At 54.7% G+C, this 26,592-nt stretch carries 25 protein-coding genes; 12 read left to right on the forward strand and 13 right to left on the reverse strand.

Going from position 1 to position 26,592, the window contains the following annotated elements; translation table 11 throughout:
* Window positions 1–819: 819 nt before the first annotated feature.
* A complete protein-coding gene (locus tag HEQ72_RS08840; RefSeq protein WP_168023147.1) occupies window positions 820–1,455 on the reverse strand; it encodes a phospholipid-binding protein MlaC in 636 nt (211 codons plus the stop codon).
* A 37-nt stretch (window positions 1,456–1,492) separates the two neighbouring features.
* Window positions 1,493–2,272, reverse strand: a complete 780-nt coding sequence (locus HEQ72_RS08845; RefSeq protein WP_168020030.1) for a VacJ family lipoprotein — start codon at window positions 2,270–2,272, stop codon at window positions 1,493–1,495.
* A 350-nt stretch (window positions 2,273–2,622) separates the two neighbouring features.
* On the opposite strand from HEQ72_RS08845, the gene HEQ72_RS08850 reads away from it, so the two are divergent.
* The 6 genes from HEQ72_RS08850 to HEQ72_RS08875 all read left to right on the forward strand — a co-directional run bounded on the left by HEQ72_RS08850 (window position 2,623) and on the right by HEQ72_RS08875 (window position 11,810).
* Window positions 2,623–3,594, forward strand: coding sequence for an ArsR/SmtB family transcription factor (locus HEQ72_RS08850; RefSeq protein ID WP_168023148.1), 972 nt, complete (start codon window positions 2,623–2,625; stop codon window positions 3,592–3,594).
* Between the two features lie 22 nt (window positions 3,595–3,616).
* Window positions 3,617–4,495, forward strand: coding sequence for a methylenetetrahydrofolate reductase (gene metF / locus HEQ72_RS08855; RefSeq protein WP_168023149.1), 879 nt, complete (start codon window positions 3,617–3,619; stop codon window positions 4,493–4,495).
* Window positions 4,496–4,522: 27 nt separating this feature from the next.
* The gene (metH, locus tag HEQ72_RS08860; protein WP_168020052.1) at window positions 4,523–8,044 is read left to right on the forward strand and encodes a methionine synthase; all 3,522 of its coding nucleotides are present in this window, start codon (window positions 4,523–4,525) and stop codon (window positions 8,042–8,044) included.
* A gap of 64 nt (window positions 8,045–8,108) precedes the next feature.
* Window positions 8,109–10,382, forward strand: a complete 2,274-nt coding sequence (locus tag HEQ72_RS08865; protein WP_168023188.1) for an ATP-dependent helicase — start codon at window positions 8,109–8,111, stop codon at window positions 10,380–10,382.
* Between the two features lie 108 nt (window positions 10,383–10,490).
* A complete protein-coding gene (locus tag HEQ72_RS08870; RefSeq protein WP_168020027.1) occupies window positions 10,491–10,796 on the forward strand; it encodes a Dabb family protein in 306 nt (101 codons plus the stop codon).
* A gap of 84 nt (window positions 10,797–10,880) precedes the next feature.
* Complete coding sequence (locus HEQ72_RS08875) at window positions 10,881–11,810, forward strand: 50S ribosomal protein L11 methyltransferase (protein ID WP_168020026.1); 930 nt, start codon at window positions 10,881–10,883, stop codon at window positions 11,808–11,810.
* Window positions 11,811–11,849: 39 nt separating this feature from the next.
* On the opposite strand, the gene HEQ72_RS08880 is transcribed toward HEQ72_RS08875, so the two are convergent.
* Entirely contained in the window at window positions 11,850–12,080 is a 231-nt protein-coding gene (locus HEQ72_RS08880; protein ID WP_168020025.1) for a DUF1127 domain-containing protein, read from the reverse strand.
* Window positions 12,081–12,443: 363 nt separating this feature from the next.
* Here HEQ72_RS08880 and HEQ72_RS08885 point away from each other — a divergent pair, with 363 nt between their 5' ends.
* A complete protein-coding gene (locus HEQ72_RS08885) occupies window positions 12,444–14,282 on the forward strand; it encodes an aminopeptidase P family protein (RefSeq protein WP_245184290.1) in 1,839 nt (612 codons plus the stop codon).
* Window positions 14,283–14,296: 14 nt separating this feature from the next.
* Here HEQ72_RS08885 and HEQ72_RS08890 read toward each other — a convergent pair whose 3' ends face one another.
* The 4 genes from HEQ72_RS08890 to HEQ72_RS08905 form a co-directional block, all read right to left on the reverse strand.
* Window positions 14,297–15,037, reverse strand: coding sequence for a protein phosphatase CheZ (locus HEQ72_RS08890; protein WP_245184292.1), 741 nt, complete (start codon window positions 15,035–15,037; stop codon window positions 14,297–14,299).
* 370 nt (window positions 15,038–15,407) lie between these two features.
* On the reverse strand, window positions 15,408–15,869 hold the full coding sequence (locus tag HEQ72_RS08895) for a YaiI/YqxD family protein (RefSeq protein ID WP_209316227.1): 462 nt from the start codon (window positions 15,867–15,869) through the stop codon (window positions 15,408–15,410).
* The gene (locus tag HEQ72_RS08900; RefSeq protein ID WP_168020024.1) at window positions 15,856–16,818 is read right to left on the reverse strand and encodes a ribonucleotide-diphosphate reductase subunit beta; all 963 of its coding nucleotides are present in this window, start codon (window positions 16,816–16,818) and stop codon (window positions 15,856–15,858) included. The genes HEQ72_RS08895 and HEQ72_RS08900 overlap by 14 nt, the downstream gene beginning before the upstream one ends.
* Before the next feature lie 55 nt (window positions 16,819–16,873).
* On the reverse strand, window positions 16,874–18,703 hold the full coding sequence (locus HEQ72_RS08905) for a ribonucleoside-diphosphate reductase subunit alpha (protein ID WP_322099504.1): 1,830 nt from the start codon (window positions 18,701–18,703) through the stop codon (window positions 16,874–16,876).
* Window positions 18,704–19,513: 810 nt separating this feature from the next.
* Here HEQ72_RS08905 and HEQ72_RS08910 point away from each other — a divergent pair.
* On the forward strand, window positions 19,514–20,017 hold the full coding sequence (locus tag HEQ72_RS08910) for a MarR family winged helix-turn-helix transcriptional regulator (protein ID WP_168020022.1): 504 nt from the start codon (window positions 19,514–19,516) through the stop codon (window positions 20,015–20,017).
* Between the two features lie 82 nt (window positions 20,018–20,099).
* Here the strand turns inward: HEQ72_RS08910 and HEQ72_RS08915 are convergent, their stop codons facing one another.
* Both HEQ72_RS08915 and HEQ72_RS08920 read right to left on the reverse strand, forming a co-directional pair.
* On the reverse strand, window positions 20,100–20,669 hold the full coding sequence (locus tag HEQ72_RS08915; RefSeq protein WP_168020020.1) for a universal stress protein: 570 nt from the start codon (window positions 20,667–20,669) through the stop codon (window positions 20,100–20,102).
* A gap of 160 nt (window positions 20,670–20,829) precedes the next feature.
* Window positions 20,830–21,189 carry a rhodanese-like domain-containing protein gene (locus HEQ72_RS08920; protein WP_168020019.1) on the reverse strand — a complete coding sequence of 120 codons (360 nt, stop codon included), beginning with the start codon at window positions 21,187–21,189 and terminating at the stop codon, window positions 20,830–20,832.
* 103 nt (window positions 21,190–21,292) lie between these two features.
* Here HEQ72_RS08920 and HEQ72_RS08925 point away from each other — a divergent pair, with 103 nt between their 5' ends.
* Window positions 21,293–21,550 carry a sulfurtransferase TusA family protein gene (locus HEQ72_RS08925; RefSeq protein WP_322099507.1) on the forward strand — a complete coding sequence of 86 codons (258 nt, stop codon included), beginning with the start codon at window positions 21,293–21,295 and terminating at the stop codon, window positions 21,548–21,550.
* Here HEQ72_RS08925 and HEQ72_RS08930 read toward each other — a convergent pair.
* Window positions 21,547–22,386 (reverse strand): DUF2189 domain-containing protein, encoded by an 840-nt coding sequence (locus HEQ72_RS08930; protein WP_168020017.1) that lies wholly within the window; start codon window positions 22,384–22,386, stop codon window positions 21,547–21,549. The two genes, HEQ72_RS08925 and HEQ72_RS08930, sit on opposite strands and share 4 nt — an antisense overlap.
* A gap of 255 nt (window positions 22,387–22,641) precedes the next feature.
* Here HEQ72_RS08930 and HEQ72_RS08935 point away from each other — a divergent pair, with 255 nt between their 5' ends.
* The 3 genes from HEQ72_RS08935 to cyoE are packed head-to-tail and all read left to right on the forward strand — an operon-like array spanning window position 22,642 to window position 25,142.
* Window positions 22,642–22,794 carry a hypothetical protein gene (locus HEQ72_RS08935; protein WP_168019837.1) on the forward strand — a complete coding sequence of 51 codons (153 nt, stop codon included), beginning with the start codon at window positions 22,642–22,644 and terminating at the stop codon, window positions 22,792–22,794.
* A 10-nt stretch (window positions 22,795–22,804) separates the two neighbouring features.
* Window positions 22,805–24,223, forward strand: a complete 1,419-nt coding sequence (locus HEQ72_RS08940; RefSeq protein ID WP_168023153.1) for a cbb3-type cytochrome c oxidase subunit I — start codon at window positions 22,805–22,807, stop codon at window positions 24,221–24,223.
* A gap of 52 nt (window positions 24,224–24,275) precedes the next feature.
* Window positions 24,276–25,142, forward strand: coding sequence for a heme o synthase (gene cyoE, locus HEQ72_RS08945; protein ID WP_168020015.1), 867 nt, complete (start codon window positions 24,276–24,278; stop codon window positions 25,140–25,142).
* Between the two features lie 3 nt (window positions 25,143–25,145).
* Here the strand turns inward: cyoE and HEQ72_RS08950 are convergent, their stop codons facing one another.
* Genes HEQ72_RS08950 through HEQ72_RS08960 form a run of 3 tightly spaced genes read right to left on the reverse strand, consistent with a single transcriptional unit; the run spans window position 25,146 to window position 26,327 of the window.
* A complete protein-coding gene (locus HEQ72_RS08950; RefSeq protein WP_168023154.1) occupies window positions 25,146–25,448 on the reverse strand; it encodes a hypothetical protein in 303 nt (100 codons plus the stop codon).
* A complete protein-coding gene (locus HEQ72_RS08955; RefSeq protein WP_168023155.1) occupies window positions 25,445–25,825 on the reverse strand; it encodes a hypothetical protein in 381 nt (126 codons plus the stop codon). The genes HEQ72_RS08950 and HEQ72_RS08955 overlap by 4 nt, the downstream gene beginning before the upstream one ends.
* A gap of 43 nt (window positions 25,826–25,868) precedes the next feature.
* The gene (locus HEQ72_RS08960; RefSeq protein WP_168020012.1) at window positions 25,869–26,327 is read right to left on the reverse strand and encodes a hypothetical protein; all 459 of its coding nucleotides are present in this window, start codon (window positions 26,325–26,327) and stop codon (window positions 25,869–25,871) included.
* Window positions 26,328–26,592: the final 265 nt, after the last annotated feature.

The raw sequence follows: 26,592 nt of genomic DNA on the forward strand, positions 1-26,592 counted from the left end.
GGACGCCAACCCGATACAAACAAACTGCCAGATCCTGCCTCAGCACGATTCACTGACTGTTGTTGCGTGATCTCTTCAAGCTGACCGCTCAGCTGTAATTCCATCAGTTTCAGCTTCGCCTCATCGGTAATCCTCCCTCCATTCTTTGAATCCTATTGAGGTACCAAAGCAAGGGGAGAGCTAAGGATCCACATAATAAGGAGATATATTTATTAGATGCGCTCGTACGTCCCCCCCCCCCTCTGTGAAAGGGGCAATGGAAGCGCCTGCGGTAAGATCCCCACGTCACCCAATATCGTAACAAGCGTTTTGGCTAATCCAGAGACGGTCCAAGCCAATTTTTTTGGTGTGGTAAAGGTTTCGCGAGCGTACAGAGTGCGGTGGCAATTAGAAACAAAATATCCCACATCGACAGGTGCGATGATGCCCAATTGAATCACCGATGACCTCAGCAGGATATATCAAGGTTCCTGCCTCAATGAGATCGGCAGCAACAACCCACTTCATCGTATTCTAATGGCCCCAAGGTCATGTGACATATGTACCAATGCTGTGTTCACAGAAAATGATACAAGTTGTATGCATGCTATGCACAAGGCAAGAAGAAGCAAGCAATGTTTGTATGCGTTTGCCTGAGTGAATACAATATTAATCCCCTGAAAATTAGCTCCATCAGGTGATAGCAGTTCTATCTTAGATACGTGGAATATTAGGTGGAAGCTTCTATAGCATCCTCTTCTATGCCCAATAGGAACTATTTGGGAAGTGCAATCAAGGACCTTTATGGAGCAGGGAGTCTCCATAAAGGTCCTTGTAACCCTAGCGACGTGTTTGACTTGAAAGCTGATGGGTCTGTGCAGAGATCAATGCATTCAATGATGCTACGCTTGCCCCGGGTTCCGAAAGCTTGGCCGCGTATTCAGACCGGAACGTGATGGCCATGGATACACCTTCGATGCTGATATCAACGACTTTCCATTCTGATCCGCGCAGGCGAAGGCGCCAAAGAACGACCATAGGCTTTGCGGCCTCTCTTTCGATCTGGCTTTCAACAAAAGCCCCGCCGTCCCCATCGGCTGTAGCCGTGGTGACAACCAGTTTTTGGCCATTGTATTCGTTGAAGCGTTGCGCCCATGTGTAGATGTTGAGTTCCCTGAATTGCTCGATGAAGCGTTTTTGTTCTTCTTCAGGGGCTGTGCGCCAGAAACGTCCCAGAACGAAACGGGAGACTGCCGGCATGTCAAACCATGTGTCGAATAATTTCCGGAACCGCTCTATTTTCTCGTCATAGGAGACGTCGGCCCCTACAACTTCGCTGATTCCGGTGTCGGCAATTTTCTGTACGACTTTCCGGGCACCTTCGAGATCCGGGGCAGCCTGAGCCTGTGAGAATACGAGGCCGATCGCAAGAAGAAGGCCAAAAATGGAGATGGTAAAGGGTATTCTTGATGTCATGTGTTCTGTGTTGCTCTATGGGTTCTACATACCAATTTTACTTGGGTGCAGGGGTGCTCTGCTCTGGTGTATCATTGAAATCAAATGCTTCCCCGTCCACTTCATGCCCAAGCGTCTGGTTCTTGATTTCTGCGGCTCGCCTCTGGCGATAAAGGGTCCGGTAGGACACGTACGTATCCAGAGATGTCTTTTCCACATCATCCAGGACGTCGATTAGTCCGGCACGCGTGTCGATCAGCTGCAAGCCAGTTCTGACGTAGTTGGCTTCTTCCACATTCTTGGCTGCCGTATAGAGCCGGAAGGGATCCATAATCCAGTCAACAACAAGGCCGACGGTATCACGTGGATTGGAAGGACCAAGAATGGGCAAAACCAGATAAGGGCCTTCCTCCACACCGGCGACGGCCAAAGTTTGGCCAAAATCTTCATTATGATAGGTGAAGCCCATTTCGCCGGCGACATCGTGCAGGCCTGCCAAGCCCCATGTGGAGTTGATCAGCAAGCGCATGAACGTTACCCATGCGTTGTCGAATTCTCCCTGCATCAGATCGTTTGCCAGAATCACAGGGCTTTTCAGGTTGCGCAGTCCGTTGCCGATTCTTTCCTGTACCGGGTCGGGTATAACTTCGCGGTAGGTCCAGGCAACAGGCCGTATCACGACAGTATCAACAGCCTTGTTGAAACCGTGTACGGCTCTGTTGACGGGTTCAATCGGATCGTTGGCATCTTCATCGGTATGCGTTGTGCAGGCCGACATGAAAGCGACCGAGGCAACGGCGAGAAATACCCTCATGCGTGGGAAGAACTCAGTTCTCATCAATGCATCCCCGGTTTATTATCTCTGTGTGACGTTGCCAAATCTTTGCCTTTAACTCTACTTGTTTGCTGGATGCGGAGCCATAAGCTGATATACCCGCACACGGCATGATGGAAGTTTGTTGTTGTGTGCCCGTGAACAGCTTAGTAAGGCACTTTATACTTGCACAGCGGTACCACATGGCCCCTGAAAAAGCCAGCCACATTGGGTCAGTTGTACAGATATGGAATACAGCGTGCCGGGATGGACACACGCAACTGTAATCCCTTGTAGACAAACACAGGGGCTGGACACATGGATATATAAATATATCCTTATGTTCTCTTTTGTTTCTGCGGGATGACCTGAAGATGGAGCATATTCTCGCTGGATTACGGGCTGCGGGAGAGGAAACCCGGCTTCGTCTGCTGGTGCTCTGTGCTTATGGTGACCGAACAGTCTCCGATCTTTGCCGGATTCTTGGTCAAAGTCAGCCACGTATTTCCCGTCATTTGAAAATATTGTGTGACAGCGGTCTTCTGGAACGCTTCCGCGAGGGGAGCCGTGTTTTTTGTCGTTTGGCTCCAGATGGGGTTGGTGCGCAGTTGGCTGCACAGATCATCGGTTTGTTGCCCTCCTCGGATAGCGTCCTGATGGCTGACCGTGCGCGGCTGGATCAACTGCGTGATGAACGTCGACGTATCGCAGAAGCATATTTCAGTGCCAATGCCAGTGAATGGAATGCAATTCGTACCTTGCATGTCGATGAAGCCGAGATCGAGGGTACCTTGCTTGACATAGCCCTGCAGAAGCCCTTTACGGACATGATTGATGTGGGAACCGGAACTGGCCGTATCCTGGGGTTACTGGGTCGCCATGCCCGGAGAGCTGTTGGCCTTGACCTCAGTCGGGAAATGCTTGCCTTGGCGCGTAGTGCCTTGGAGGCGGATGAAGCTCTGCGCCACTGTACGGTACGTCTAGGTGATATGTATGCCCTTCCATTTCCTGATCATGCGGCTGATCTGGTTACTGTTCATCAGGTTCTCCATTACGCAGACTCCCCATCCGCTGTCATTGCCGAATCCGCACGTGTTCTGCGCCCAGGGGGGCGTCTGGTCCTTGTTGATTTTGCCCCCCATAATCATGAGGAGTTGTGCTGTGATCACAACCACCTAAGATTGGGCTTCGCGGATCACGAGATACACGCTTGGCTTATAGCGGCAGGATTGGAGCCAGTAAGGTCTGTGTCCCTTCCCGGTACGAAAAGAGAACCCAGGATGTTGACGGTTATGATCTGGCTGGCCGCACGACCAGGCGCGGAAACTTGTTCTTTGTCTGAGTAATACAGGGTGGGGTATATTGGGAATGCATACGGCAACACAGCGTGCGCTTCAGGTCAGTTTTGAGTTTTTTCCGCCGAAAACGGAAAAAATGCAGGAGAGCCTTTGGGGCTGTGTCAAGCGACTGGCTCCTTTGGCGCCATTGTTTGTGTCAGTAACCTATGGGGCTGGGGGATCAACCCGTGAACGCACACACGATACCGTGATCCGCCTTCAGAAAGAGTGGGGCATTCCGGCGGCGGCGCATTTGACCTGTGTGCAGGCCACCCGGGACGATATTGATGCTGTTGCCCGTGATTACCGCGATGCCGGTATCCGGCATATTGTCGCCCTGCGTGGAGATCCACCCGAGGGGTCTGTGGAGTATATGCCTCATCCGGGCGGGTATCCTTTTGCTGTTGATCTGGTTGCCGGGTTGCGGCGGATTGCGGATTTTGAAATTTCCGTTGCGGCCTATCCCGAAGTCCATCCGGCTGCACGTTCAGCCCGTGATGATCTGGAGAATTTGCGCCGCAAGATTGATGCCGGTGCAACCCGGGCCATTACCCAGTACTTCTTCGATGCTGATACGTACCGGCGTTTTGTTGACCGGGCCAGGTCGGCCGGTATTTCGGTCCCTATTGTTCCAGGCATTCTTCCGGTTACCAATTTCTCCCAGGTGGTGAAGTTTTCCCGTGCCTGTGGCACTTCCATTCCGGCGTGGCTGCGGGATCGGTTCGAGGGACTGGATGAAGACCCCCGTACGCGGGAGCTTGTTGCCGCAACAACAGCGATCGAACTGTGTGAGGAATTGCAGCGTGACGGTGTTCGTCATTTCCATTTCTACACCCTGAACCGGGCCGATCTTGTTTTTGCAATTTGCCATACTTTGGGTGTCCGGCCTCCTGCCTTTTCTTCTCCCTGATTCTGTTTGCCGGAGCATGATGTGCCAATGCGTAATTTCCTGAATGCTCTTGAAGAGCGCGTTCTCCTGTGTGACGGGGCTATGGGTAGCTTGGTTCAGGCTATGCCCTTGACTGTGGAAGATGACTACGATGGCCGGGAAAATTGTACCGAGGTTTTGAACCTGACACGTCCTGACGTGGTGCGCTCAATCCACGAGCGGTATTTTGCTGCCGGTGCGGACATGGTGCAGTCCAATACTTTTGGTGCCAGTCCTGTAACCTTGGCAGAGTTTGATCTTCAGGATCGGGCAGAAGAGATAAACAGAAGGGCGGTTGAGATAGCTCGTGAGGCTGCGGAACAGTTTGCCGGTGACGGGCGCAACCGCTTTGTCCTTGGGGGGATTGGGCCTGGTACAAAGCTTCCAAGCCTTGGGCATATTGATTACGACAGTCTGGAAACGGCCTATATCGTGCAGGCCCGTGGCTTGATTGCCGGTGGCTGTGATGCGGTGTTGATTGAAACATGCCAGGACCCCCTTCAGTTCAAGGCCGCTGTGAATGGTGTGAAGGCAGCGCGGGAGGATGCGGGGCGCTACATACCAATTTTGCTGCAGGTGACCGTTGAAACTACGGGGACGCTTCTTGTCGGGACCGATATTGGTGCTGCTGCAACGGTGGCCCATGCATTGGGTGTTGATTGTCTGGGCCTGAACTGTGCGACTGGTCCTGCGGAAATGGCAGAGCATGTGCGCTGGCTGTCAGAGAATTGGCCGGGATACATATCATTGCAGCCCAATGCCGGCCTTCCCGAGTTGAGAGACGGAAAGACGTTTTATCCCCTGACACCGCCGGAACTGGCCAGCTGGCATGAACGTTTTATCAGGGAAGATGGTGTTAATATTGTTGGGTCCTGTTGTGGATCAACGCCAGCGCATACCATGGCTGTTGATACCATGTTGCGGCGTATGGGCGATGCTTCGCTGCGTCCTGCTCCTGTCCGTCGGCAGTTCCACTGGGTGCCGGCTGTTGCCTCGCTTTACAGCCGGGTTGATCTGCGTCAGGAAAATGCGTTCCTGTCGATCGGAGAGCGCTGCAACGCCAATGGATCCAAGAAGTTCCGCCAGCTCCAGGAGGCAGAGGACTGGGACGGTGCGGTGGCCATGGGCCGTGAACAGGTGCGGGAGGGATCCAATACCCTGGATGTTTGCACAGCATTTGTCGGGCGCAATGAAACAGCAGACATGTTGGCGGTTGTCAGCCGGATGCGGGGGACTGTCAACGCGCCCTTGGTGATTGATTCCACGGAAACCCCGGTGATTGAAGCGGCGTTGAAGCTGTATGGCGGCAAGGCCGTTATCAATTCCATCAACTTCGAGGATGGAGAGGGGCATGCAGCAGACCGGGTGCGGCTGGCCCGCCGATTTGGTGCCTCGGTGATTGCCCTGACCATTGATGAGGACGGCATGGCAAAAGATTGTGCCGGCAAGGTCAGGGTTGCCCGGCGTCTCTATGACTTTGCCTGTACGCGCCATGGGTTGCCAGCCTCTGACCTGATGTTTGATCCCCTGACATTTACCATTTGTACCGGAAATGATGATGACCGGCGCTTGGGGATGGAGACCCTGGATGCCATAGAGGACATTGCCCGTATCCTGCCGGAATGCCAGATTATTCTCGGTCTTTCCAATATTTCCTTTGGCTTGAAACCATTGGCACGACAGGTCCTTAATTCGGTTTTCCTGCACCATGCGGTCAAGCGTGGTATGACCGGGGCCATTGTGCACGTGTCCAAGATCATGCCGTTGCACAAACTGGCTCCGGAAGAGGTCAAGTGCGCCGAAGACCTGATCTTTGACCGTCGTGCGCCGGGCTATGATCCCCTGCATGCTTTTATTGCCCTGTTCCGTGACCGGGAGGGGGTGTCCGGCCCAACGGCTGTGGTGGCCACAACCGTGGAAGAACGGTTGCGCCAGCGTATTATCGACGGGGATCGTCAGGGGCTGGAGGTGGACCTGGAAGAGGCGATGAAGGTCCATCCGCCCCTGGACATCATCAATATCTATCTTCTGGATGGCATGAAGGAAGTCGGTGAATTGTTCGGGGCAGGCCAAATGCAGTTGCCGTTTGTCCTGCAATCTGCCGAGACCATGAAAGCTGCGGTATCATGGCTGGAACCCTTTATGGAAAAGACCGATGGCCAGAGCAGGGGAACACTGGTGCTGGCCACCGTGAAGGGCGATGTGCACGATATCGGCAAGAATCTGGTTGATATCATCCTGACCAACAATGGATACCGGGTCATCAACCTTGGCATCAAGCAGCCGGTTTCGGCCATTATTGAGGCTGCCCATGCGCATCATGCGGATGCCATAGGCATGTCTGGCCTGCTGGTCAAATCAACAGTGATCATGAAGGAAAACCTGGAAGAAATGGCCCGGCAGGGACTGTCCATCCCGGTTATGCTGGGTGGGGCAGCCTTGACACGGGCGTTTGTGGAAACAGACTGTTCCGAAGCTTATGCCGCCAACGGGAATAATGGGCTGGTAGCCTATGCGCGGGATGCGTTTGATGGCCTGGACCTGATGGCCAAGGTGGTGGAGGGGCGCTTTGCAGAGCATGTGGAGGCCGCTAGGGTCAAGCGGGCAGGGCGTCCTTCGCGATCCACTCACCCGGCTGCAGAGACCGCAAAAGTCGCTGTGCATACAATGGCGGAACGGCCGGTGGACTGGAACGAAGTCTCCCTGCGTCGGCAGGAACTGGCCGCAACGTCTACTTTGCCGGTACCGCCTTTCTGGGGTGCAGCGTTGGTGGAGCAGGTGCCGATCAAGGCTCTTGTACCTTATCTGAATGAAGTGATGTTGTATCAGTTCCAGTGGGGATTCCGCAAACAGGGACGTGACCGCGCGGAATGGCGGGCATGGACCCGGGACGAGGTGCGCCCCATCCTGCAACGGATGCTTGATATCTGTAATACCGAGACTATCTTGCACCCCAAGGCGGCCTACGGGTACTGGAAGGCAGGTAGTGAAGGGGACACCGTTATCCTTTTCCACGAAGATGGCCTGCGTGAGGCAGCCCGGTTTACATTTCCGCGCCAGCGTTTTAAGGGGGGCCTGTGTCTGGCCGATTTTGTTCGGGAGCTTGATGCCGATGGCCCCCGCGATGTCGTCGCCCTGCAGGTTGTTACGATGGGCAGTCATGTGTCTGATGTGGCGAGACACTGGTTCTCCGAAAACCGATACCAGGATTATTTGTACCTGCATGGCCTTTCAGTGGAAATGGCGGAAGCCATGGCTGAGTACGTGCACAAGCGGATAAGAGCAGAGTTGGGATTTGCTGCCGAAGATGCCCGCGATATTGCCGACCTGCTCAAGCAGGGCTACCGGGGTGCCCGCTATTCCTTTGGGTATCCGGCCTGTCCCAATATGGCCGATCAGGAGAAGCTGCTGGATTTGCTGGGTGCAGGCCGCCTGGGTCTGGAGATGAGTGAAGGGGACCAGCTGCACCCCGAGCAATCCACCAGCGCCATTGTCCTGCATCATCCCCAGGCCAAGTACTTCAAGGTCTAGTATGGATGATCCCGATGGCGTTTTAGGGCTGTTTCGATGAACAGGAACCCCTATAGTGACCGGCATGAATAGCGATCCTTTTGACCTTGCTGATGACAGCAACACTCCCTTCTCCCCTGCTGATGCGGACCAGGAGCCGGTTGCGACACCTTGGCTTGACGGACTTAACCCCGAGCAGTTGCGGGCGGTCACGACGACCGAAGGCCCGCTTCTGGTCCTGTCAGGGGCTGGTACAGGCAAAACCCGGGTGTTGACAGCCCGTCTGACACATATTGCGGGTACGCATCTGGCCCGCCCATGGCAGATTATGGCCGTCACCTTTACCAACCGTGCTGCCCGCGAAATGCGGGAAAGGGTGTCGGCCTTGCTGGGGCCGACAGCGGATCAGGTCTGGCTGGGGACTTTCCATGCCCTGTGTGTGAAGATTCTCCGTCGGCATGGGGAGCAGGTCGGGCTGCGCAGCGGCTTTTCCATACTGGACACCGATGATCAGCAGAGGGTTCTGAAAGCCTTGATGCTGGAGGCTGGTCTTGATCTCAAGAAGTGGCCGGTTCCCATGGTGATGGCCATTCTTCAGCGTTGGAAAGATCGCGGCTGGACGCCGCATGACGTCCCTGCTCTTGAGATTGGTAGTCTGGCTGGCGGGACAGGGAAGGATTTGTACCGGTCCTATCAGGCGCGCCTGATGGAACTCAATGCCTGTGATTTCGGCGATCTTTTGCTGCATGTGTTGTCGCTGTTCCGATCTTGTCCGGATATCTTGCAGGGCTATCAGCAGCAGTTCCGCTATATTCTGGTTGATGAATATCAGGATACCAACGTGGCCCAGTACCTGTGGCTGCGTCTTCTGGCGCAGGGGCACGGTAATATTTGCTGTGTTGGTGATGATGATCAGTCGATCTACTCGTGGCGCGGGGCTGAAGTCGGTAATATCCTGAAATTTGAACACGATTTTCCCGGTGCAACGGTTGTGCGCTTGGAACGTAATTATCGTTCCACTCCGGTTATCCTGGGTGCGGCTTCTGCCTTGATTCGCCATAACAGCAGTCGCCTGGGCAAGGATTTGTACGCGGCAGGTAGTACCGAACGTGGTGAGAAGATAGTGGTGTCTGCTGTGTGGGATGGCTCTGCGGAGGCGCGGACCGTTGTCAGTCAAGTAGAGGATCTGCGCCGACACGGTGAGTCCTTGTCCAGTATGGCGATACTGGTGCGGGCCGGGTTCCAGACCCGTGAATTTGAAGAACGTCTGATTGCGACAGGAACCCCCTACCGGATGGTTGGGGGGCTGCGATTCTACGAGCGTCTGGAAATTCGGGATATCTTGGCCTATTTGCGTTTGATCTGTCAGCCACAAGATGATCTGGCGTTTGAACGGATTATCAATACGCCCAAGCGTGGTTTGGGGGATGCGGCCCTTCAGGTTGTTCACCGCGTGGCCCGTGCCGGAAGCCTGTCTCTTCTGGACGCAGCCCGTTCTGTTATTGGAACCGATGAGATGAAGCCCCGTCCCCGGGCGGTTCTGGCTGATTTTATCGCCCGTCTTGATGAATGGGCGACCTTGCGGCTTTCCTTGCCTCCATCCGAGCTGGCGTCCATGGTTCTGGATGGGTCCGGGTATATGGAGATGTGGAAACGCGACAAGACCCCCGAGGCGCCGGGGCGTGTGGAGAACCTGCAGGAATTTGTCCGTGGGCTGGAGGATTATGAAGCTCTGGAGGAGTTTCTGGAGCATGTAGCCTTGGTTATGGAAAATGACAGCAAGGCCGGAACGGGAGAGAGCGTAACGCTGATGACCCTGCACGCCGCCAAGGGTCTTGAGTTCGATACGGTTTTCCTGCCGGGGTGGGAGGAAGACGTTTTTCCCAATCGTCGGGCCTTGGATGATGGTGGCCAGCAATCCTTGGAAGAAGAGCGCCGGTTGGCTTATGTCGGGTTGACCCGGGCCCGTCGGCGGGTTTTTATCAGCCATGCCTCTCAGCGTCGTATATTTCGTGATTGGCAGCAGTGCCTGCCATCGCGCTTTATCGGGGAATTGCCGCAGGAGTGTGTTGAGGAGCGCTCTGACACCGGTGCGGCGTCCATGGGCTATTACCGCCAGTCGTTTTCTTCCCGGGCTGGTTCTGGTGTGTCATTGTCTTCACGGGCGGCGTCGGCAAAACCTGCTGGTGGCTGGTCCCTTGGGAATCGTGTTTTTCACCAGAAGTTCGGACCGGGTACAATTCTCGCGGTCGAGGGGGACAAGCTGGAAGTTGCGTTCGACAAAGCAGGCGTCAAGCGTGTTCTGGCCAGTTTTGTAAATGCATCCTCGGCAGATGATGGGGGGGATGTTCCCTTCTGACGGGATCTTGCCAATGTCCGGCTCGGATGTGTTTTTCCTGCGGGTTCGCTGGATTATGATACCCTTTCCTGTCTTTTTTCATCCCTTGTATTTTCCGGAGACGAGATCGTGATTCGCCACGTTGTTCTGTTCAGCGCCAAGGATCCAGCGTACCTGCCAGCCATCAAGGAAGGGCTGGAGATTCTGGCTGGTATTCCCGGGGCTCATAATTTCGAGGTTTGCTATAATACGAAACGCGATACGCTGTCCCGTGAGATGGATGTTGTCGTCTATTGCGAGTTTGATTCCCTTGAAGATCTGGATGCCTACAAGAAGCACCCCCTTTATGAGGAATCCATTCGCCGGGTTCGCCCCTTGCGGGACCAGCGCGTAGCGGCTGATTTTGAAAGCACATATGCAACGTGTCCTGCCTAGTTGGGGCAAGGTTGGCCATGACTTTCGTGTTCTGGTCTGCTAGAAGCGGTCGGATCATTCTTCATCTGGATTTCTAAAGTTCCCATGTCCATCAAGAAAGCTGAGGATACGTGGCGTATCCGTCTGGTTGTTCCCCACACAGCACTGGAATTGTATGAAGCTGCGCTTGAGCCATACTTTGATGCGGTTCTGTGTTTTGAAATAGAAGATGGTGGACCGGATCACGGGAAATGGGTTGTTGATGCCTATTCAGATGGCCCATATGACAAGCCGGCTGTTTCTGTGTCCTTGTCTTTGGCGGCTGAGGCGGCCGGGATTGAAGAGCCTGCGGTGACAGTTGAGCATGAGCCACCACGCAACTGGCTGGCTGAGAACCTGTTGGCTTTTCCTCCGATTCAAGCGGGGCGCTTTTTTGTGCATGGCTCCCATTGGGCCGAGCCGCCACCGGAAGGAACGATTGCCCTGCAGGTTGATGCCTCTACGGCCTTTGGGTCCGGTGAGCACCAAAGCACATACGGTTGCTTGTTGGCTCTGGATCGTATGGCTGCTGCCGGGGAGGTTCTGGGCCAAGGGCAGGGACGGGCGCTGGATATGGGCTGTGGCTCCGGTATTCTTGGCTTGGCGTTAGCACGCTGCTGGGGAATTCCGGTGGTTGCGACAGATATTGATGAGGAAAGTACCCGGGTGGCCCAGCTGAATGCGGAGCGGAACCGGGTTTCCGGCCTGATGACCGTTTTTCCGGGGGATGGCTTCACAAATGCCGGTGTACAGGATCCGGCTCCTTATAACGTGATCTGTGCCAATATTCTGGCACGCCCTCTTTGTGAGATGGCCTCTGACATGGCCAAGGTTTTGGCCCCCGGTGGGCGCGTCATCTTGGCCGGGCTTCTGATCAACCAAGAAAATATGGTTCTGGATGCCTATCGGGCATCGGGCCTGTGCCTGCGCGAACGCATCGAGCTGGATCCTTGGGTGACCCTTGTTCTTGAGGCGCAGCAAAATATTCCGTCCTGAAGGTGGCGTGTTGCCATCTTTCGGGAGTGCTGTTCAGCCTCAGGATTCCGGGTGCGTCCCCCCGCGGGACACCGGGTGCTGGCGACGTGCCTGCGCTTTCCTTCGGTCAAGATACGTGCCGGCAATAATTTGCTCCACGTCTCCGCGTGACAGGCCAAGATCCATCAGCTCACGGTCACTCATGGACCTGAGGAGATCGGCCTCCCGCGTGCGGTCGCGCCAAGAGCGGAACTGCTCGATAAGGCTTCCGAAGACTGTGCTTGCGCTCATGTTAATGCTCCGAGACCGGGCAGGGGTTTCTGAAGACAACCGACATCCTGTATGACCGACACACCAAGGGGGATTCGGAAAAATCCGTCCCCGTACAGACACCAAACACCGTATCGACGACGCAAAACCGTTGCCAACTGGGATGATTCCAAACTCAGGACACTGTAATTCGGACTCTTGCAGACCAATATACGCTTCTTTCGCGATGCAGTAATGCATCCAGTGCATGGTTCTGACAATAAAGCATAGCTCTCTATTCATGAAAGAGAATCATTTTTTCTGTAAAGCCATAGGAAAAGGCATGCGATAGTATGCCGATACTGCCTGTTGGCAGACATAATTTCAGCCAACGGATTTAATAGAATGGGAGGCTTCATGAACCGGGAACAGCAGGCCAGCCGTTTGGCCCGTGTGCGTGATGCTCTTTCGAATCAAGGGATTGATGGCTTTTTGATCCCGCGACAGGATGAATATCAGGGGGAGTATGTTCCCCCTGCCAGCGAGCGTCTTGCCTGGTTGACTGGTTTCACGGGCTCTGCCGGAATTGCTGTTGTGCTGCCGGATCAGGCCGGTCTGTTTGTCGATGGCCGGTATACAATCCAGGCCCGGGAGGAAACCGATGGTGGTTTGTATCACCATTGCCATCTGACTGATTTTCCTCCGTCAAAGTGGCTGGAAAGTCATATTCGTCCGGGGCAGCTCATAGGGTTTGACCCATGGTTGCATACTGCGGGTTCTCTTGAGAAAATACGTTCTGTCCTGGAGAAGGTTGGGGCACGTCTGGTCCCTCTGGGTCCAAACCCTGTTGATGTGATCTGGGGAAATCGTCCGGCCTTGCCCGATGCACCGGCTGTTCCGCATCCGTTGAAATATGCCGGTGTTTCTGCCAGCGAAAAAATCTTGCAGATTTCTGGTCTTTTATCGGCATCCGGGGTTCATGCTGCCGTTCTGGGGGTGCCGGAAAGCGTGTGCTGGCTTTTGAATATCAGGGGGAGTGATGTTCCATGTACGCCCCTTGTCTTGTGCTATGCGCTTGTTCATGCCAATGCCACGGTGGATCTTTATATCGATCCGGTCAAGGTTACGGCGGAGGTGCGTGATCACCTTGCAGATATGGCCAGCCCGGTTTCTGTGCGTTTGCATGACAGGGCTTTGTTTGTCGACGGGTTGCGTGCGCTGTCAGGGCAAAAGGTCCGTGTTGATCGGCAGACAGGGACCGTTGCCATCACGGATATCCTTTCTTCCTCTGGCGCTGTGGTGTGTGTGGGCGATGATCCTTGCGCCTTGCCGCGAGCCTGCAAGAATAGCATTGAGCTGCGTGGGGCCCGGGCTGCCCATCACCGTGATGCCATCGCCATGATCCGTTTCCTGGGTTGGCTTGACCGAACGCTGCAAGCGGGGGAGGCGCCCGGAGAATACCAGGTTGCAGAGACGCTGCAGGGTTTTCGCCGTGATCTGGAGCATTTTCGGGGGCCAAGCTTCGAGACTATTTCTGCTGCCGGGCATCATGGTGCTATCTGTCATTACCGCGTTTCACGGGAATCAGATATTCCGGTTACATCCGGGCCATTATATCTGGTTGATAGTGGCGGTCAGTTTCTGGATGGCACAACCGATGTGACCAGAACTGTTGTCAGTGGTGTTGTGGAGCCAGAGCACCGACGCCGTTATACCCAGGTTCTGAAGGGCCATATTGCCTTGGCCACTGTGCGTTTCCCCGAAGGAACGACCGGGAGTCAGCTGGATGTGCTGGCGCGCCGCTTTTTATGGGATGATGGTCTGGATTATGATCATGGTACCGGGCATGGTGTTGGCAGTTATCTGTCTGTTCATGAAGGGCCGCAGCGTATATCCAAGCTTCCTGCCTCTGTGCCCCTGTGTCCCGGTATGATCCTGTCCAATGAACCCGGCTATTACAAGGACGGGGCGTACGGGATCCGGATCGAGATGTTGCAGGTTGTTATCGAGCTGTTTCCCCAGCCCCCTGATGCTACACGGACCATGCTGGGTTTTGAAACCCTGACCTTGGTTCCGTTGGATCATCGTCTGATTGACCATTCCTTGCTGACAGATGACGAGCGTGCATGGATTGACGCCTACCACCATCGTATTCTCAGGGATGTCGGCTCGTTTCTGAAAGAAGAGGACAGGGTGTGGCTGGAGCAGGTGACGCGGCCTCTCTGTGATCCATGCCAAGGATGATGGCCACAGGGCTTTTACCAGTTACGCAGCATGGAATCGATATCGTCTTGGGATACGCCCTTGCCATCGGCTTGCGGCCCATGGAGGAGGTGTTTGTCCGGGCGGTTGTCGTCGGGGCGGTTGCGCACATTTTCTGCCTTGGCAAGCCCTTCCTCAATTTCCCACAGCTCGACCAGTCGTTTTAGTTCGGCTTCCACGTGCATCAGAGTGTTGACCGTTGCGGATATTCTTTGCCCGGTCAGATCCTGGAAGCTGCAGGCTGTCATGATCTGAATCGATTGTTCGCCCAGCTTCTGGTACAGACCGGTATCCAGATCACCGGCGGTGTGTGCTTGGTCGATGATGGCCTGTATGGCTTCTGTTGCGGTCAAAATGGTTTGGGTCGCTTGCTCGGTTGCATCAACAACTGACTTTAATTCCGATGTTGCCGCCAGAATTTGGTCACCTTCGCCTGCTGCCGGGGTTAGCGCCGATACATGGTCGCGGGTCATTTCGATCCGTTCGACCAGTTCCTGCAATCCATCCCGTACCAGGCTGAAGTTTCCATCGTGGAGAGAGCGCGGGCGGTTTGCCTCAGGTTGTTCGGGGGTAATCGGCTTGATCAGAACACCATCTGCAGCCATGCGGTTGATTTCATCGCGTATGGCTTTGACCACAGCGCCCTGAATCTCCCGGGACATGGCCGTAACGGCTGCGGCAAGATTCCCAAACTCGCGCCCCAGGACTGCTTCTGGCTCGTCTGACTGCTTGGTCATCAGAACTCCACCTGCATTGTCGTGCATGCACAAAGCGAGCCATGGACCAGAAGCTTGCACGCTGTGGTCCACGCCAAGGCCCTGATGATCGGGCAGGGGGTGCCGGGGGTCAAGGCAGGCAAAGTGACTAGGGTATGTGCCCGGGTTGTGCCCGGGCGGGGCCGGGAACGCGGGGCGTTTGATCAGGGTTCCTTTGTTTTCGGTGCGTTGAACCTTGGGCACTTCGTAAAAGTGTTGCCGGCAGGCTATAGATCACCATAACGGTTGGCCTAGCTGGCTATCGTCGTTAACAGCCCGTATTTCTGTTGCGACACACAAGAGGTCGGCATAGAGAAGGTTATGTCACCAGAAACCTTTTTTCGGGCACGTCCTACGTTTTGCTTCTGACAAGAAGACGTTCAAGGGCATTCAGAAAAGCCTGCCGGTCACGGGATGAATAAGGGCGTGGTCCTCCCGTGATTTCGCCACTGTCACGCAGGTTGGTCATCAAGTCACGAACAGCCAAGGCCATACCTGCCGAGGCTGCATCCAGGATACGCCCGGATGGAGAGAGGGCCGTTGCACCTGCCTCTACACAACGGGCGGCCAGCGGGATGTCGTTTGTAATGCAGATATCGCCATTTCCAATCTCGGCGGCAATCCAGTGGTCTGCGGCATCTGGCTCTACCGGTACCACAACCTGTCGGATGTGTGCTCCCTCCAGCGAGCGGATCCACTGGTTCCCGACCAGCACCACGGCAATGCCATGACGATGTGCTGCCCGGACAGCATCTTCTTTGACCGGGCAGGCATCTGAATCAATGTAAAGCACAACGTCCTTATGCAAAAGCATCTTCCCAGCTGCCGCGTGTGGCCGCCTTTGAGTACTCTGTTGCCCGGTTTTCGAAGAAGTTGGTGTGCTCGACCCCGTTCAGGATTGCATCCAGCCAAGGCAGTGGGTTGCGGTCAATGTGGTAAGCGGGATCCAGGCCAAGCTGGGTCAGCCGCAGGTCTGCGATGTAGCGGATATAGTCCTTGATGTCGTGTGCTGTCAGGCCTTCTACCGGACCGGCTTCAAAGGCCAGATCGATGAATGCATCTTCCAGTCCTACAATGGTCTGGCACGCTTGTCTCAGGTCTTGTGCCAAGGCCGCTTGGTCAATATCCGGGTTTTCCCCCAAGAATGTCTTGTAAAGACGGATGATAGAGTTGCAGTGCAGGGTTTCATCGCGCACAGACCATGTCACAATCTGTCCCATACCCTTCATTTTGTTGAAGCGCGGGAAGTTGAGCAGGATGGCAAAGCTGGCAAACAGCTGGAGACCTTCGGTAAAAGCACCAAAGACGGCCAGTGTACGGGCAATGTCTGCGGGTGTTTCAACGCCCCACAGCTGCATATAGTCGTACTTGTCCTTCATTTCCTTGTAGTGGAGGAAGGCGGCATATTCTGTTTCGGGCATCCCGATGGTGTCCAGAAGATGGGCATACGCGGCAATATGAATGGTTTCCATATTGGAAAAGGCCGCAAGCATCATCTGCACTTCGGTTGGTTGGAACACACGCGTGTAGTTGCGCATGTAGCAGTTGTTCACCTCGATGTCAGACTGGGTGAAGAAGCGGAAAATCTGGGTCAGGAGATGTTGCTCGCCTTCACTCAGCTTATGGCGCCAGTCCTTGACATCTTCGGCCAAGGGCACTTCTTCCGGTAGCCAGTGGAGCTGTTGCTGGATCAGCCAGGCATCGTAGCACCAAGGATAGCGAAATGGCTTGTAGACGTGATTCGTGGGGGTCAGCAGTGACATGGCAATGATACCGTCCAGATAGAGTACAGAACGAGAGCGGGGCCTGGTAAGCGGTTTACTGGCAGGCCAAGCATTCCTCGTAGTTGGTTGGGGTAATGCCTGCATTGTCCTGTTCAACAGGGAGCGTGTTGCTGGCAACCCGATCACGGGCCGATACTACCTCTGCCCTTTGCAAGGACTTGGAGCGACAATAGTACAGGCTTTTGACACCTTTCTTCCACGCCAGCATGTGGATCTGGTGCAGGTCCCGCTTGTGTACGTCTGCGGGCAGGAAAATGTTCAGAGACTGGGCCTGGTCAACCAGCGGTGCCCTGTCCGCGGCATGTTCGATAATCCAGCGCTGGTCCAGCTCAAAAGCTGTCTTGAAAACATCTTTCTCGTCTTGGGTCAGGAAATCCAGGTGCTGCACGGAACCTTCATTGACTGTAATCGAGGTCCACGTTTCCTCGTCGTTGCGCCCTTTATCAGCCAGAACCTTTTCCAGGGCGCGATTGCGTACCAGGAAACTTCCGGAAAGCGTTTTGTGGGTAAAGGCGTTTGCGGCAATCGGTTCAATGCCCGGGCTGGTTCCACCGCAGATAATGGAAATGGATGCGGTCGGTGCAATCGCTGTTTTATTGGAGAAGCGCTCCATGATTCCATAATCAGCAGCATCAGGGCATGGCCCCCGCTCGGCAGCCAGGGTGCGGGATGCAGCATCAGCCTGTGTCTTGATGTGCCGGAAAATCGTTCTGTTCCAGACCTTTGCCATGACAGACTCGAACGGAATCATGTTGTTCTGAAGAAACGAATGGTATCCCATCACCCCCAGACCAACAGAGCGCTCGCGCATGGCAGAGTATTTTGCCTTGGCCATGCTGTCTGGTGCCCGATCGATAAAGTCTTGCAGTACGTTATCAAGAAAACGCATGACGTCTTCGATAAAGCGGGGCTCGTCTTTCCATTCCATATAGGTTTCAAGATTCAGGGACGACAGGCAGCACACCGCTGTGCGGTCATGTCCAAGATGATCCCGCCCCGTCGGCAAGGTAATTTCGGCGCACAAGTTGGATGTGCGTACGCTCAGCCCGGCCATTTTCTGATGTTCGGGGAGGGCACGGTTCACTGTATCGGAGTAGATAATGTATGGTTCCCCGGTTTCAACCCGGGCCAGCATGATGCGGATCCATAGGGCGCGAGCCTTGACCTGTCGCATGACCTGGCCATCCCGCGGGCTGATCAGGGCCCAGTCACCGTCTTTTTCCACAGCGTCCATAAACGCGTCAGACAGCAAAATGCCATGATGCAGGTTCAGGGCTTTGCGGTTGGGATCACCCCCTGTCGGGCGGCGCAGCTCTATAAATTCCTCGATTTCCGGATGCCAGACCGGCAGATACACCGCAGCGGAACCGCGCCGCAGTGACCCTTGGGAAATGGCCAGGGTCAGGCTGTCCATAACCCGGATAAAGGGGACAACACCCGATGTTTTTCCAACCGTTCCAACCTTTTCACCGATTGAGCGCAGGTTCCCCCAATAGCTGCCAATTCCTCCCCCCCGAGCAGCCAGCCATACATTTTCAGTCCATAGGTCAACGATACCAGCAAGGGAATCGTCCGCTTCGTTCAGGAAGCAGGATATGGGAAGACCGCGGCTTGATCCGCCATTGGACAGAACCGGCGTTGCCGGCATGAACCACAGCTTGGAAATATAATCATACAGACGGCAGGCATGCTCGTCGTTGTCCGCGTAGGCACTGGCGACCCGGGCAAAAAGATCTTGATAGCTTTCGTCAGGGAGCAGGTAACGATCCGCAAGAACTGCTTTTCCAAAATTGGTCAGCAGGTCATCGTGCGCGGTATTGATCTGGATCTGAGGGGGGGGGGCAAGCTGTACGGCATTAAGCACGACGATATCTCCCGGGGGGTCTTTGCAGGACATGGTCAGGGCACTGAACAGTGCGGTGATGGCAAAGTGGTGCCTTTTTCAGGCATGCGGCGGCTCTTTTCAGCTCCTTATCCATGGGGTCCAGATACATTCAAGCAGTGCGACGTCAACCGGATGAGAGCAGCCCACTACGGACACCGTAGCCCCCGTCTTTACGGTAGGCCCTGTTTGGCAGCGTGATTACCATCGCGTCTATATATAGTAAATGTATTTTGATTTGCGTCAATATCTTGCGTTTTTCGGCAAATCGTGGCAGGGGGGCTTGCGCCGTCGGGGGCACACCATATCGACCTTTTTTGCTTGGGGCAATCTGCAAGAAAAAGGCATGCCTGCTATCTTGTGCGTCCCCCCTGACAGGAGTGCAGAATTCTTTGCTGCAGAATACTATTCTTGCGATAGTTTTTGTGGCTGACCTCATGCGTGCATTCGGTCTCTTCTTACTTCCTTTCTTTGTTTTTTCGACAATTCAGGTGCTGCAGTGCGGTTGGGTTGGTAGAGCCTACGAATGGTGTGACCTGTTAAATTTTACAGGTTGCACGACGTTCTTTTTGTTGGCTCCCATCCTGATGAACATAGCTAATGCAATGTAATATAATAATATTTTATCAAGCGTTCACATATTGCTTATACTTTGGCTGTATAATGTTTGCAACCATAGGCTTTCTTTTTCTTTGCCATCATACCGATAACTCTGTATCACGGTGCATGAAGGGAAAACCGGTGCGGGCGAGGACACCGGTCCCGAACGTAACAGTGTGGGGTAATAAAGAGATGTATGAAGACGTCCTGACGCTGACAAAAGACCATGCTTCCGAAGTTCCGGATCACCATCAGAGAAACGTCCGGGTCGATGAGAGTCCCGCTCCAGTTGTGCTGGAAGAGCAGATCGGGCATTTGCTTCGTAAAGCCAATCAGCGGGCTACGGCCATTTTCCAGTCCCAGCTGGGAAGTGCGGAATTCACATTACCGCAGTTCTCTGCTCTAGTTAAGTTGCTGGAAAAAGGCACTGTTTCCCAGAACTCCCTTGGCCGCCTGATCGGTATGGATGCTGCAACCATGCAGGGTGTGGTGAGGCGGCTTAGTGAAAGAGGCATGATAGAGCGTTGCGCTGACGAGCGGGACCGCAGGCGCGTCAAGTTGACGGCCACGTCGGATGGGCGTCGGATGGTTTCTTCTGCTGTACAGGCTGTTGCCAGGGCTGCAGAACAGACGCTGGCCCCGCTGACGCCGCGGGAACAACAGACTTTCCTGCGTCTTCTGCGTCGACTGACCTGATCTTTTTTCTTGATTGTGTATCATTATGCAGCCGGACATGTCATGTCCGGCTGCAGTGTTTTCAAGCTCCGCAATACGGTGTTCAGCACAGTGCATCAATATCCACGGGTGTCAGGAATCCGGGAATGATTGTAACTGGAACGGGCAGGGATGTTGCTGTAGCAGCCTGTATCAGAGGGGCCATCCCCTCCCCATGTGGCTTGGATGCCGTGACCATAATGGTAATGTCCCGGTATTCGTCCAGGACAGACAGAACCTCTTGCAGTGGATCACCTTCCCGCAGGATCAGTTGGGAAAAGACTCCGCTGATCCGGTGTATCTCAGCGGCTGCTCGTTGCAGACGTTCTTCGGCCTGTTGTACGGAATCATCACGCATTCTGGAGCCGACCAAGATCCAGTCCGTTTGTTCAGAGGAAGGAGCAATGCTCAGCAGGGTTATACGGGCTGATTCATTATAGGCCCTCCAGGCGACATAGCGTATGACGGCCTGAATCTCCGGCGTTTCGTCAATCAGTACCAAGAAACCACGTAGACCATTTTCGCCCCTTATGGTGCATGCTGATGGATCTGAAGGCTGGGGAGGATCCGAGGCGAGCCGAGGAGTGGGGGCTACCCCCATCAGGCGCTTTATCAATGCCAGAAACGAGGTCATGGGTTTGTCCCCTTAGAGGGAGGCTCAACGGCCAAGATTCTATCGCAGGGACATGCCTGTTGGTCTCATGATGTCCTGTGACGGGCAGATTGCAACCTGTGATCCCTGATTATGCAGAAACAGGGCCATGCAGCCAAATGGCCCTGTTCCGAAATTGGGGTTATGGGCCACTGCGTCGGGTCTTGCCGCCCCTTTGCACCCAGTTCAGAATCCCTCCTTCCATACGGAACAGGTCCTGTGAGAATCCTGCTGCGGCCAGAATGCCAGAAGCGACGCCGCACCGTTGTCCGCTGCGGCAGTGGAGAACCAGTTTTTTACCGGTTGTATCCGGAACGTCTGAGGGGTCAAAGCGGCTGAGGGGTATTAAAATAGAGCCCGGGATGTGTTCCGCGTGATATTCGTGCTCTTCCCGCACATCGATCAGGATGGCCTCCCCGCGTTCCAGCCACATCATGATGGTTTCCGGGGTTTCAATCTGGATACGGGGTTTGTTGTTGTCTTCTGTGTGTGAAGCGTGCATGGCGGATTTCCACAAGACATGAAACGGATCTGTATTCATACTACCCTGATGCTGTAAGTGCATCTCTATGTTCATATTTGCAGGGAGCGGGGTTTTGAGTCGTGTGCCATGTCATGAACTGGATTGTCGTGGTATGTCCTGCCCGCTGCCTGTCTTGAGGACTCTTCGTGCTATCGCAGATCTTCATCCTGGCGAGAGCTTGAGGGTTATTTGTGATGACCGCATTGATGAACGTGACTTTCGCGCACTGTGTCAGAAAGCTGGCGTGATGCTGGTATCTAGTGATAAAGGCACGGGACAGCTGATCATGCTGATCAGCTGTCCCGATTCTGCCAACGGAGGAATAACCGGCTGCTGCTAGTCAACCATCGCCTTGTATGCATGCCATGATGCATGTGCAATCAGGGGCAGGGTCACAATAAGGCCAATAAAGAACGTGCCGATTCCGACGCCTGTAATCAGGACAATGGCCGCAGCCCAGCCAAACATGGCGTGTTTGTTGCCGTATACGGCGCGGACGCTGGTAATCATGGCGGCGTAGGCAGATATGTTGCGGTCAATCACCATAGGCAGGCTGATTGCCGATATGGCAAAAACACCGGCGGCGATAAAGCCGCCAATCAGGGTGCCCAGTGCCAGAAAGGGGGGTGCCTGCGGCGATGCCAGCAGTGAACCGATGAAGTTGCTCATATTTGGCGGCGCACTGCTGAAAAAGATCGCAAACAGCACCAGTGACACAACAAACCACAGCATCATGGCAACCATCAAGGTCATGCCAATCATGCCAAGTTGCATGGAATTGCGTTTATAGACCCTGAGAGTATCCGAAAACGTCACAGGCTGGTTTTCAGCGTGCAAGCGGCTGATTTCATAAAGACCAACGGCGGCAAACGGGGCAATCAGCATGAAGCCGGCAACCAGCGGGACCAGAAGGGACTCCATACCAACGGAAAAAAGACCGGAAGCCATAAGCCAGGCAATAACGGAAAAAATAGCCCCGTAGCCCAAGCTGATTGTGGGGGCTGTCATCAGGTCATCCCATCCTCGGGCCAGCCAGCGCGTTGTCTGGTCAACGCTGACACTGCGTATTCCCGGCCACGAGGTGCTTCCATACCATAGGCTGGCGGCTGCCTCGGGAGAGACGGCTTGTTCTGGATGCGCATTGCGATGGTATTCTTCGGACGTCTCTGTTGACATGACCAGTCTCCGCGTCTTGGATCCACATGCACTGTACTATACGGGGAAGGAAGTTCATCCGGAAGGCTGTTTGATAATAAGGTTTTTATCTATGACAGTAAATGATGGTCATATATGTGTTATGACGAATGAGTGTGTAGATGCATTGACAATAATACATCTTCCAGATTGATGATGAAGTGTATAAAGTCCCCTCCGATCATTTCAATATATGATCATTTTGTGTTGATTCAGGGGGATCGGTAAGGGGGAAGTATGATCGATATAACAGGGGTTGCTGTTGATATAGCGCAGAAGCGTTCTTCACGTTTGTTCTGGCGGAACGTTCTTCTTGGGGTATTTCTTACGGTTCTGGCCTTGGGCTTTTATGTTGGCATTATCGTCAAGATAGGACTTGTTGGCCTCTAGGGGTATTGCCATGAAGGGCAGAACCGTTTTCCGGTCTATGATCCCGGTGCCTGGAAGCCTACGCTCCGAAACGCGGTACTGGGTTTTGCTGTCGCTGTCTTCTCTTGCTCTTGCCGGTGGGCTTGCCCTGTTGCTTGCCCTGTCGCGTACGCCGGGTGTGCAGGAGTATTTGCCAGTTCATTTTTTCCGGGCGGCACTGGTTACGCACGTTATTTTCAGTGTTGTCATATGGTATTTGGGTATGGCGGCATCTGTATGTACCTATCTTGTTGCAGCGCGTAGCAGTCCCTACTTTTCAGAAGAACGGACTGATCTCTTCCGTTTTGCCCCGTCCTTGGCGACCGGGGGAATGGTGCTCCTTCTGGTTCCATTTTCTCTTGGCCTTGGGGAGCCATCCCTGAACAATTATGTGCCGGTTATTGGCCACCCGGTTTTCGGGCTTGGTCTGGTGTTGCTTGGCATTGCATTCAGTGCTCCTTTTTATCGTATTTTGATGTGGCCCGATGGCCGGGATTCCGGAGCTTGTTTGTTCTGCGCCCGTGGGTTGGCGGCAGTATGGTTTCTGGCGCTGTTATGTTGTGTTCTTGCCGCGCTGACCATGCCGTCCGGGCTTCAGTCCGTTCCTTTCAACGAAACCTTGTTCTGGGGAACGGGTCATCTGTTGCAGTTCCTGAATTTCCTGATGATGGTGCTGATCTGGCAGGATGTTGGGCGTCGCCTGCACGGGGAATATCCGCTGTCTTCCGGTTTGCTGCGCACCATTGTTGTTCTTGTCGTATCTGTGGCCTTGCTTGGTCCGTTTCTTTATTTGTTTCTGGATCCACGTGATGCGCGTTTGTTCTCGCACTTTACCCTGCTGTATCAGCTGGGGTTGATTGGTCAGCCCTTTCTTGCTGTCGCAGGGCTTGTGGGCGCCCTGTTGTGCAGGGGGTTGAAGCCAGGAACGGTGCAGGGAGCAGGGCTTGGATTATCGTGTTTGCTGTTTGTGGTTGGTGGTTTGTTTGGCTATGCCCTGGGAGGAGGGGACACGCGCACGCCGGCTCATTATCACCTTGTGATTGGTGGAGTGATGCTGGCCCTGATGGTTTTTCTCGCCACGGTGTTGTTGCCATGGCTGGGTTATTCCTTGGCTCGTATGCGCTCCGTCCTGAGATGTCTGGGGCTGTATGGAGCCGGGCAGCTCTTGCACGCCGGAGGGTTGTTTGTTGCCGGTAGTTCCGGTGTTGCGCGCAAGACCGCCGGGGGAAGCCAAGGGCTGGATACGCCTCTCGAGATCGTGTCGATGCTGGCAATGGGTTGTGGAGCCTTTATTGCTGTTATCGGGGGTGCATCCTTTGTCTGGATTATTGGATCCCGGTTACTGGGGCGGCCATCTGTCTTGTCTGAATCCTTGACGGAGAGTGAAGGCAGGTATTTGGCAAAAACCTGAGCGGTCTGTTTTGGGGTGATGATCCAAGGGGTTTGGAGGGAAGGGGAGTCCTATGAATTTTTCTGGTTATCTGGAGCTGTGCAAGCCCAGAATTGGTGTCATGATTGCGCTGACTGCAGCCGTCGGGTATGCGGCCGTTGCCGAAAGCTTGGATCCGGCTGCCTTGGTGGTTCTGGTCTTGGCCATGCTTCTCGGGTCGGCGGGTTCGTCCGTCTTCAATCATTTCTATGATCGTGACATTGATCGCCGGATGAAGCGCACGGCCGGTCGTCCTTTGGCTGCTGGCCTGATCAGCAAGCCGGTACATGCCTTGTGGTTTTCGGGGCTTCTTCTTATGGCGGGCCTGTGGCTGGCCTTGGGTGCTTTTAACTGGGCCGTGGCGTTGCACCTTTTTTTGGGGGCGTTTATTTATGCCATTGTCTATACGGTCTGGCTCAAGCGTCGCACATGGCTGAATATTGTTATTGGCGGAGCTGCGGGCAGTTTTGCTGTTCTGGCGGGTGCCGCGGCCTTTGATCCCGGTGTTTGGTTGTTGCCCGTACTTATGGCGACTACCTTGTTTCTCTGGACGCCCTCCCACTTCTGGGCCTTGGCTATCCTGCTCAAGGATGATTATGCAGGTGTTGGTGTTCCCATGTTGCCGGTTCTGGTTGGGGAGGCCCGTTGTTCACGGTGGATTCTGGGCAACACCATTCTTCTTGTTATTTCTGCAGGAGTTCCTTGGGTGATGGGACTTCTTGGGCCGGTGTATGGTGCTGTCTCGACAGGGGCTGCGTTGCTGTTCCTTTGGCAGAATATACAGCTGGTTCGTGCCCCGGGTCGATCAGAGGCACGGCAGGTCTTCCTGGGATCGATGCAGTATCTGTCCCTTGTCTTCTTGGCTGTTGTTCTGGACCGACACCTGCCAGTCTTATGGTAGGGATCAGGGTTTGCGCGGTTTGGCGCGTACGGCCCCATAGCCGCAGTCGCACTTCTGCCCTGGTGTCATCAGCTTGAGTGTCAGCGGTGCTCCCTGCTGGTCGGCTCCGGGGTGTTCCCACCGGAACAGGGCGCCGCATTTTTGACATACCTTCTCATCGGGGGCTGTCCGTGGTGTCTTTGATCCCCGTAATCCGAGTGCTTTTGCGGTGGGGGTGGCAGGCCGACCCGGCAAGGGAAGGCCCGGACCTTCGCCGCGTCGAACCGGTGGCGGCAAGGGACGATCCTGACGGGGAGGGAGTGTCATTCCGGTGGCTCCGGTGGTGGTGGCATGGGGATGGCATCTTCAACAATGTCGACGTAGCCGACCTCTATGGCGTGTTCCAGTGCGACAAGGCCTTCACGTGCTTCTTCATACATGGTGCGCAGGCGCCCGATATCCCGGATGCCTGTCTCCGAGGCGCGTTGCCAATCCATGGTTGTGACAGCAAGCAGATAGCTGGCCCGCAGGCGTGCAACGGAAACAGCGACGCGAAAAAAGGAGTCCCTTGTAAAGCGGGGAACCTTTTCGTGAATAATTTCGCGGTTTGCCGATCTGATGGAGATCTCGACCTCGTCCAGGAACCTGCGCCGTTGCTGCAGGCCTTCGGTGTCATCAGTCAGGAAAACAGAGGGGCGGGTCATGGCAGCACGCTTCAAAGCCCGTTGGTGACACAGGCTAACACAGTCACGGGTTGCCAGGAATAGTTCTGTCCTGGCCTTCTATGGACAGGTCTCCATGAAGGGCACCCAAGCTTTCGCAGGCGAGGTAGTGTTGGAGAACAGCTGGATTGCGGGCGGTGATAGCAGGCTTCCAGCGTGATGCGGATTGACCGGCAACGTGGCGGGTAAAGTGCATGGCTTGGTCCCATTCCATGGACAGGGATGCGATCAGGGTTGCCGTTACGCCAACGTCGGTGCCGATTTGCCCTATCTGTTCGGCTGTTTTCCGGTTGCGACTCGCCATTGACAAGGCGCGGTAGAAGCCGGCGCATTCAGCAAAGGCCACGGAGATTTGCATGATGCTTTCATCGGCTCCGGTCTCGGGGGATCCCGAGGCGGGGCGTGGTGGCAGACAGAGCATCAGGGCAACAACCAAGATGCCTGGATACAGAAACGTTGGTGTTGTATGTGGCGAATCTGCCATACGCAGAATCCTGCTGTGCCCCTGTTGCGCCACAACAGCCAGAGTCAGTTGTATGTGTGCGCATCTCTCCCACCACTCTTACCCCGGGGGTGCCCGGCGTCCACATGCATGCATGTGATCACGCATTTTTCTGTCGATAGTCCTGTGCAGGAACATCGGAAGAGTGTGTATCATGCTGATTCTAAGGCATTTATGTTGTGGCTTGAATGACCGATCATGCGTTTCTGGCGAGACGAAACTGGCTTGCTCCAAACCGGATGGGGTT

Source organism: Haematospirillum sp. 15-248 (assembly GCF_012102665.1).
GTDB lineage: Bacteria > Pseudomonadota > Alphaproteobacteria > Rhodospirillales > Rhodospirillaceae > Haematospirillum.

What these genes read in the sequence shown, in the direction of transcription:
- HEQ72_RS08840 (WP_168023147.1), bottom strand. Translation starts at nt 1,455, where the DNA reads ATGACATCAAGAATACCCTTTACCATCTCCATTTTTGGCCTTCTTCTT.
- HEQ72_RS08845 (WP_168020030.1), bottom strand. Translation starts at nt 2,272, where the DNA reads ATGAGAACTGAGTTCTTCCCACGCATGAGGGTATTTCTCGCCGTTGCC.
- HEQ72_RS08850 (WP_168023148.1), top strand. Translation starts at nt 2,623, where the DNA reads ATGGAGCATATTCTCGCTGGATTACGGGCTGCGGGAGAGGAAACCCGG.
- metF (WP_168023149.1), top strand. Translation starts at nt 3,617, where the DNA reads ATGCATACGGCAACACAGCGTGCGCTTCAGGTCAGTTTTGAGTTTTTT.
- metH (WP_168020052.1), top strand. Translation starts at nt 4,523, where the DNA reads ATGCGTAATTTCCTGAATGCTCTTGAAGAGCGCGTTCTCCTGTGTGAC.
- HEQ72_RS08865 (WP_168023188.1), top strand. Translation starts at nt 8,109, where the DNA reads ATGAATAGCGATCCTTTTGACCTTGCTGATGACAGCAACACTCCCTTC.
- HEQ72_RS08875 (WP_168020026.1), top strand. Translation starts at nt 10,881, where the DNA reads ATGTCCATCAAGAAAGCTGAGGATACGTGGCGTATCCGTCTGGTTGTT.
- HEQ72_RS08880 (WP_168020025.1), bottom strand. Translation starts at nt 12,080, where the DNA reads ATGAGCGCAAGCACAGTCTTCGGAAGCCTTATCGAGCAGTTCCGCTCT.
- HEQ72_RS08885 (WP_245184290.1), top strand. Translation starts at nt 12,444, where the DNA reads ATGGGAGGCTTCATGAACCGGGAACAGCAGGCCAGCCGTTTGGCCCGT.
- HEQ72_RS08890 (WP_245184292.1), bottom strand. Translation starts at nt 15,037, where the DNA reads ATGACCAAGCAGTCAGACGAGCCAGAAGCAGTCCTGGGGCGCGAGTTT.
- HEQ72_RS08895 (WP_209316227.1), bottom strand. Translation starts at nt 15,869, where the DNA reads ATGCTTTTGCATAAGGACGTTGTGCTTTACATTGATTCAGATGCCTGC.
- HEQ72_RS08900 (WP_168020024.1), bottom strand. Translation starts at nt 16,818, where the DNA reads ATGTCACTGCTGACCCCCACGAATCACGTCTACAAGCCATTTCGCTAT.
- HEQ72_RS08910 (WP_168020022.1), top strand. Translation starts at nt 19,514, where the DNA reads ATGTATGAAGACGTCCTGACGCTGACAAAAGACCATGCTTCCGAAGTT.
- HEQ72_RS08915 (WP_168020020.1), bottom strand. Translation starts at nt 20,669, where the DNA reads ATGACCTCGTTTCTGGCATTGATAAAGCGCCTGATGGGGGTAGCCCCC.
- HEQ72_RS08920 (WP_168020019.1), bottom strand. Translation starts at nt 21,189, where the DNA reads ATGCACGCTTCACACACAGAAGACAACAACAAACCCCGTATCCAGATT.
- HEQ72_RS08930 (WP_168020017.1), bottom strand. Translation starts at nt 22,386, where the DNA reads ATGTCAACAGAGACGTCCGAAGAATACCATCGCAATGCGCATCCAGAA.
- HEQ72_RS08935 (WP_168019837.1), top strand. Translation starts at nt 22,642, where the DNA reads ATGATCGATATAACAGGGGTTGCTGTTGATATAGCGCAGAAGCGTTCT.
- HEQ72_RS08940 (WP_168023153.1), top strand. Translation starts at nt 22,805, where the DNA reads ATGAAGGGCAGAACCGTTTTCCGGTCTATGATCCCGGTGCCTGGAAGC.
- cyoE (WP_168020015.1), top strand. Translation starts at nt 24,276, where the DNA reads ATGAATTTTTCTGGTTATCTGGAGCTGTGCAAGCCCAGAATTGGTGTC.
- HEQ72_RS08950 (WP_168023154.1), bottom strand. Translation starts at nt 25,448, where the DNA reads ATGACACTCCCTCCCCGTCAGGATCGTCCCTTGCCGCCACCGGTTCGA.
- HEQ72_RS08955 (WP_168023155.1), bottom strand. Translation starts at nt 25,825, where the DNA reads ATGACCCGCCCCTCTGTTTTCCTGACTGATGACACCGAAGGCCTGCAG.
- HEQ72_RS08960 (WP_168020012.1), bottom strand. Translation starts at nt 26,327, where the DNA reads ATGGCAGATTCGCCACATACAACACCAACGTTTCTGTATCCAGGCATC.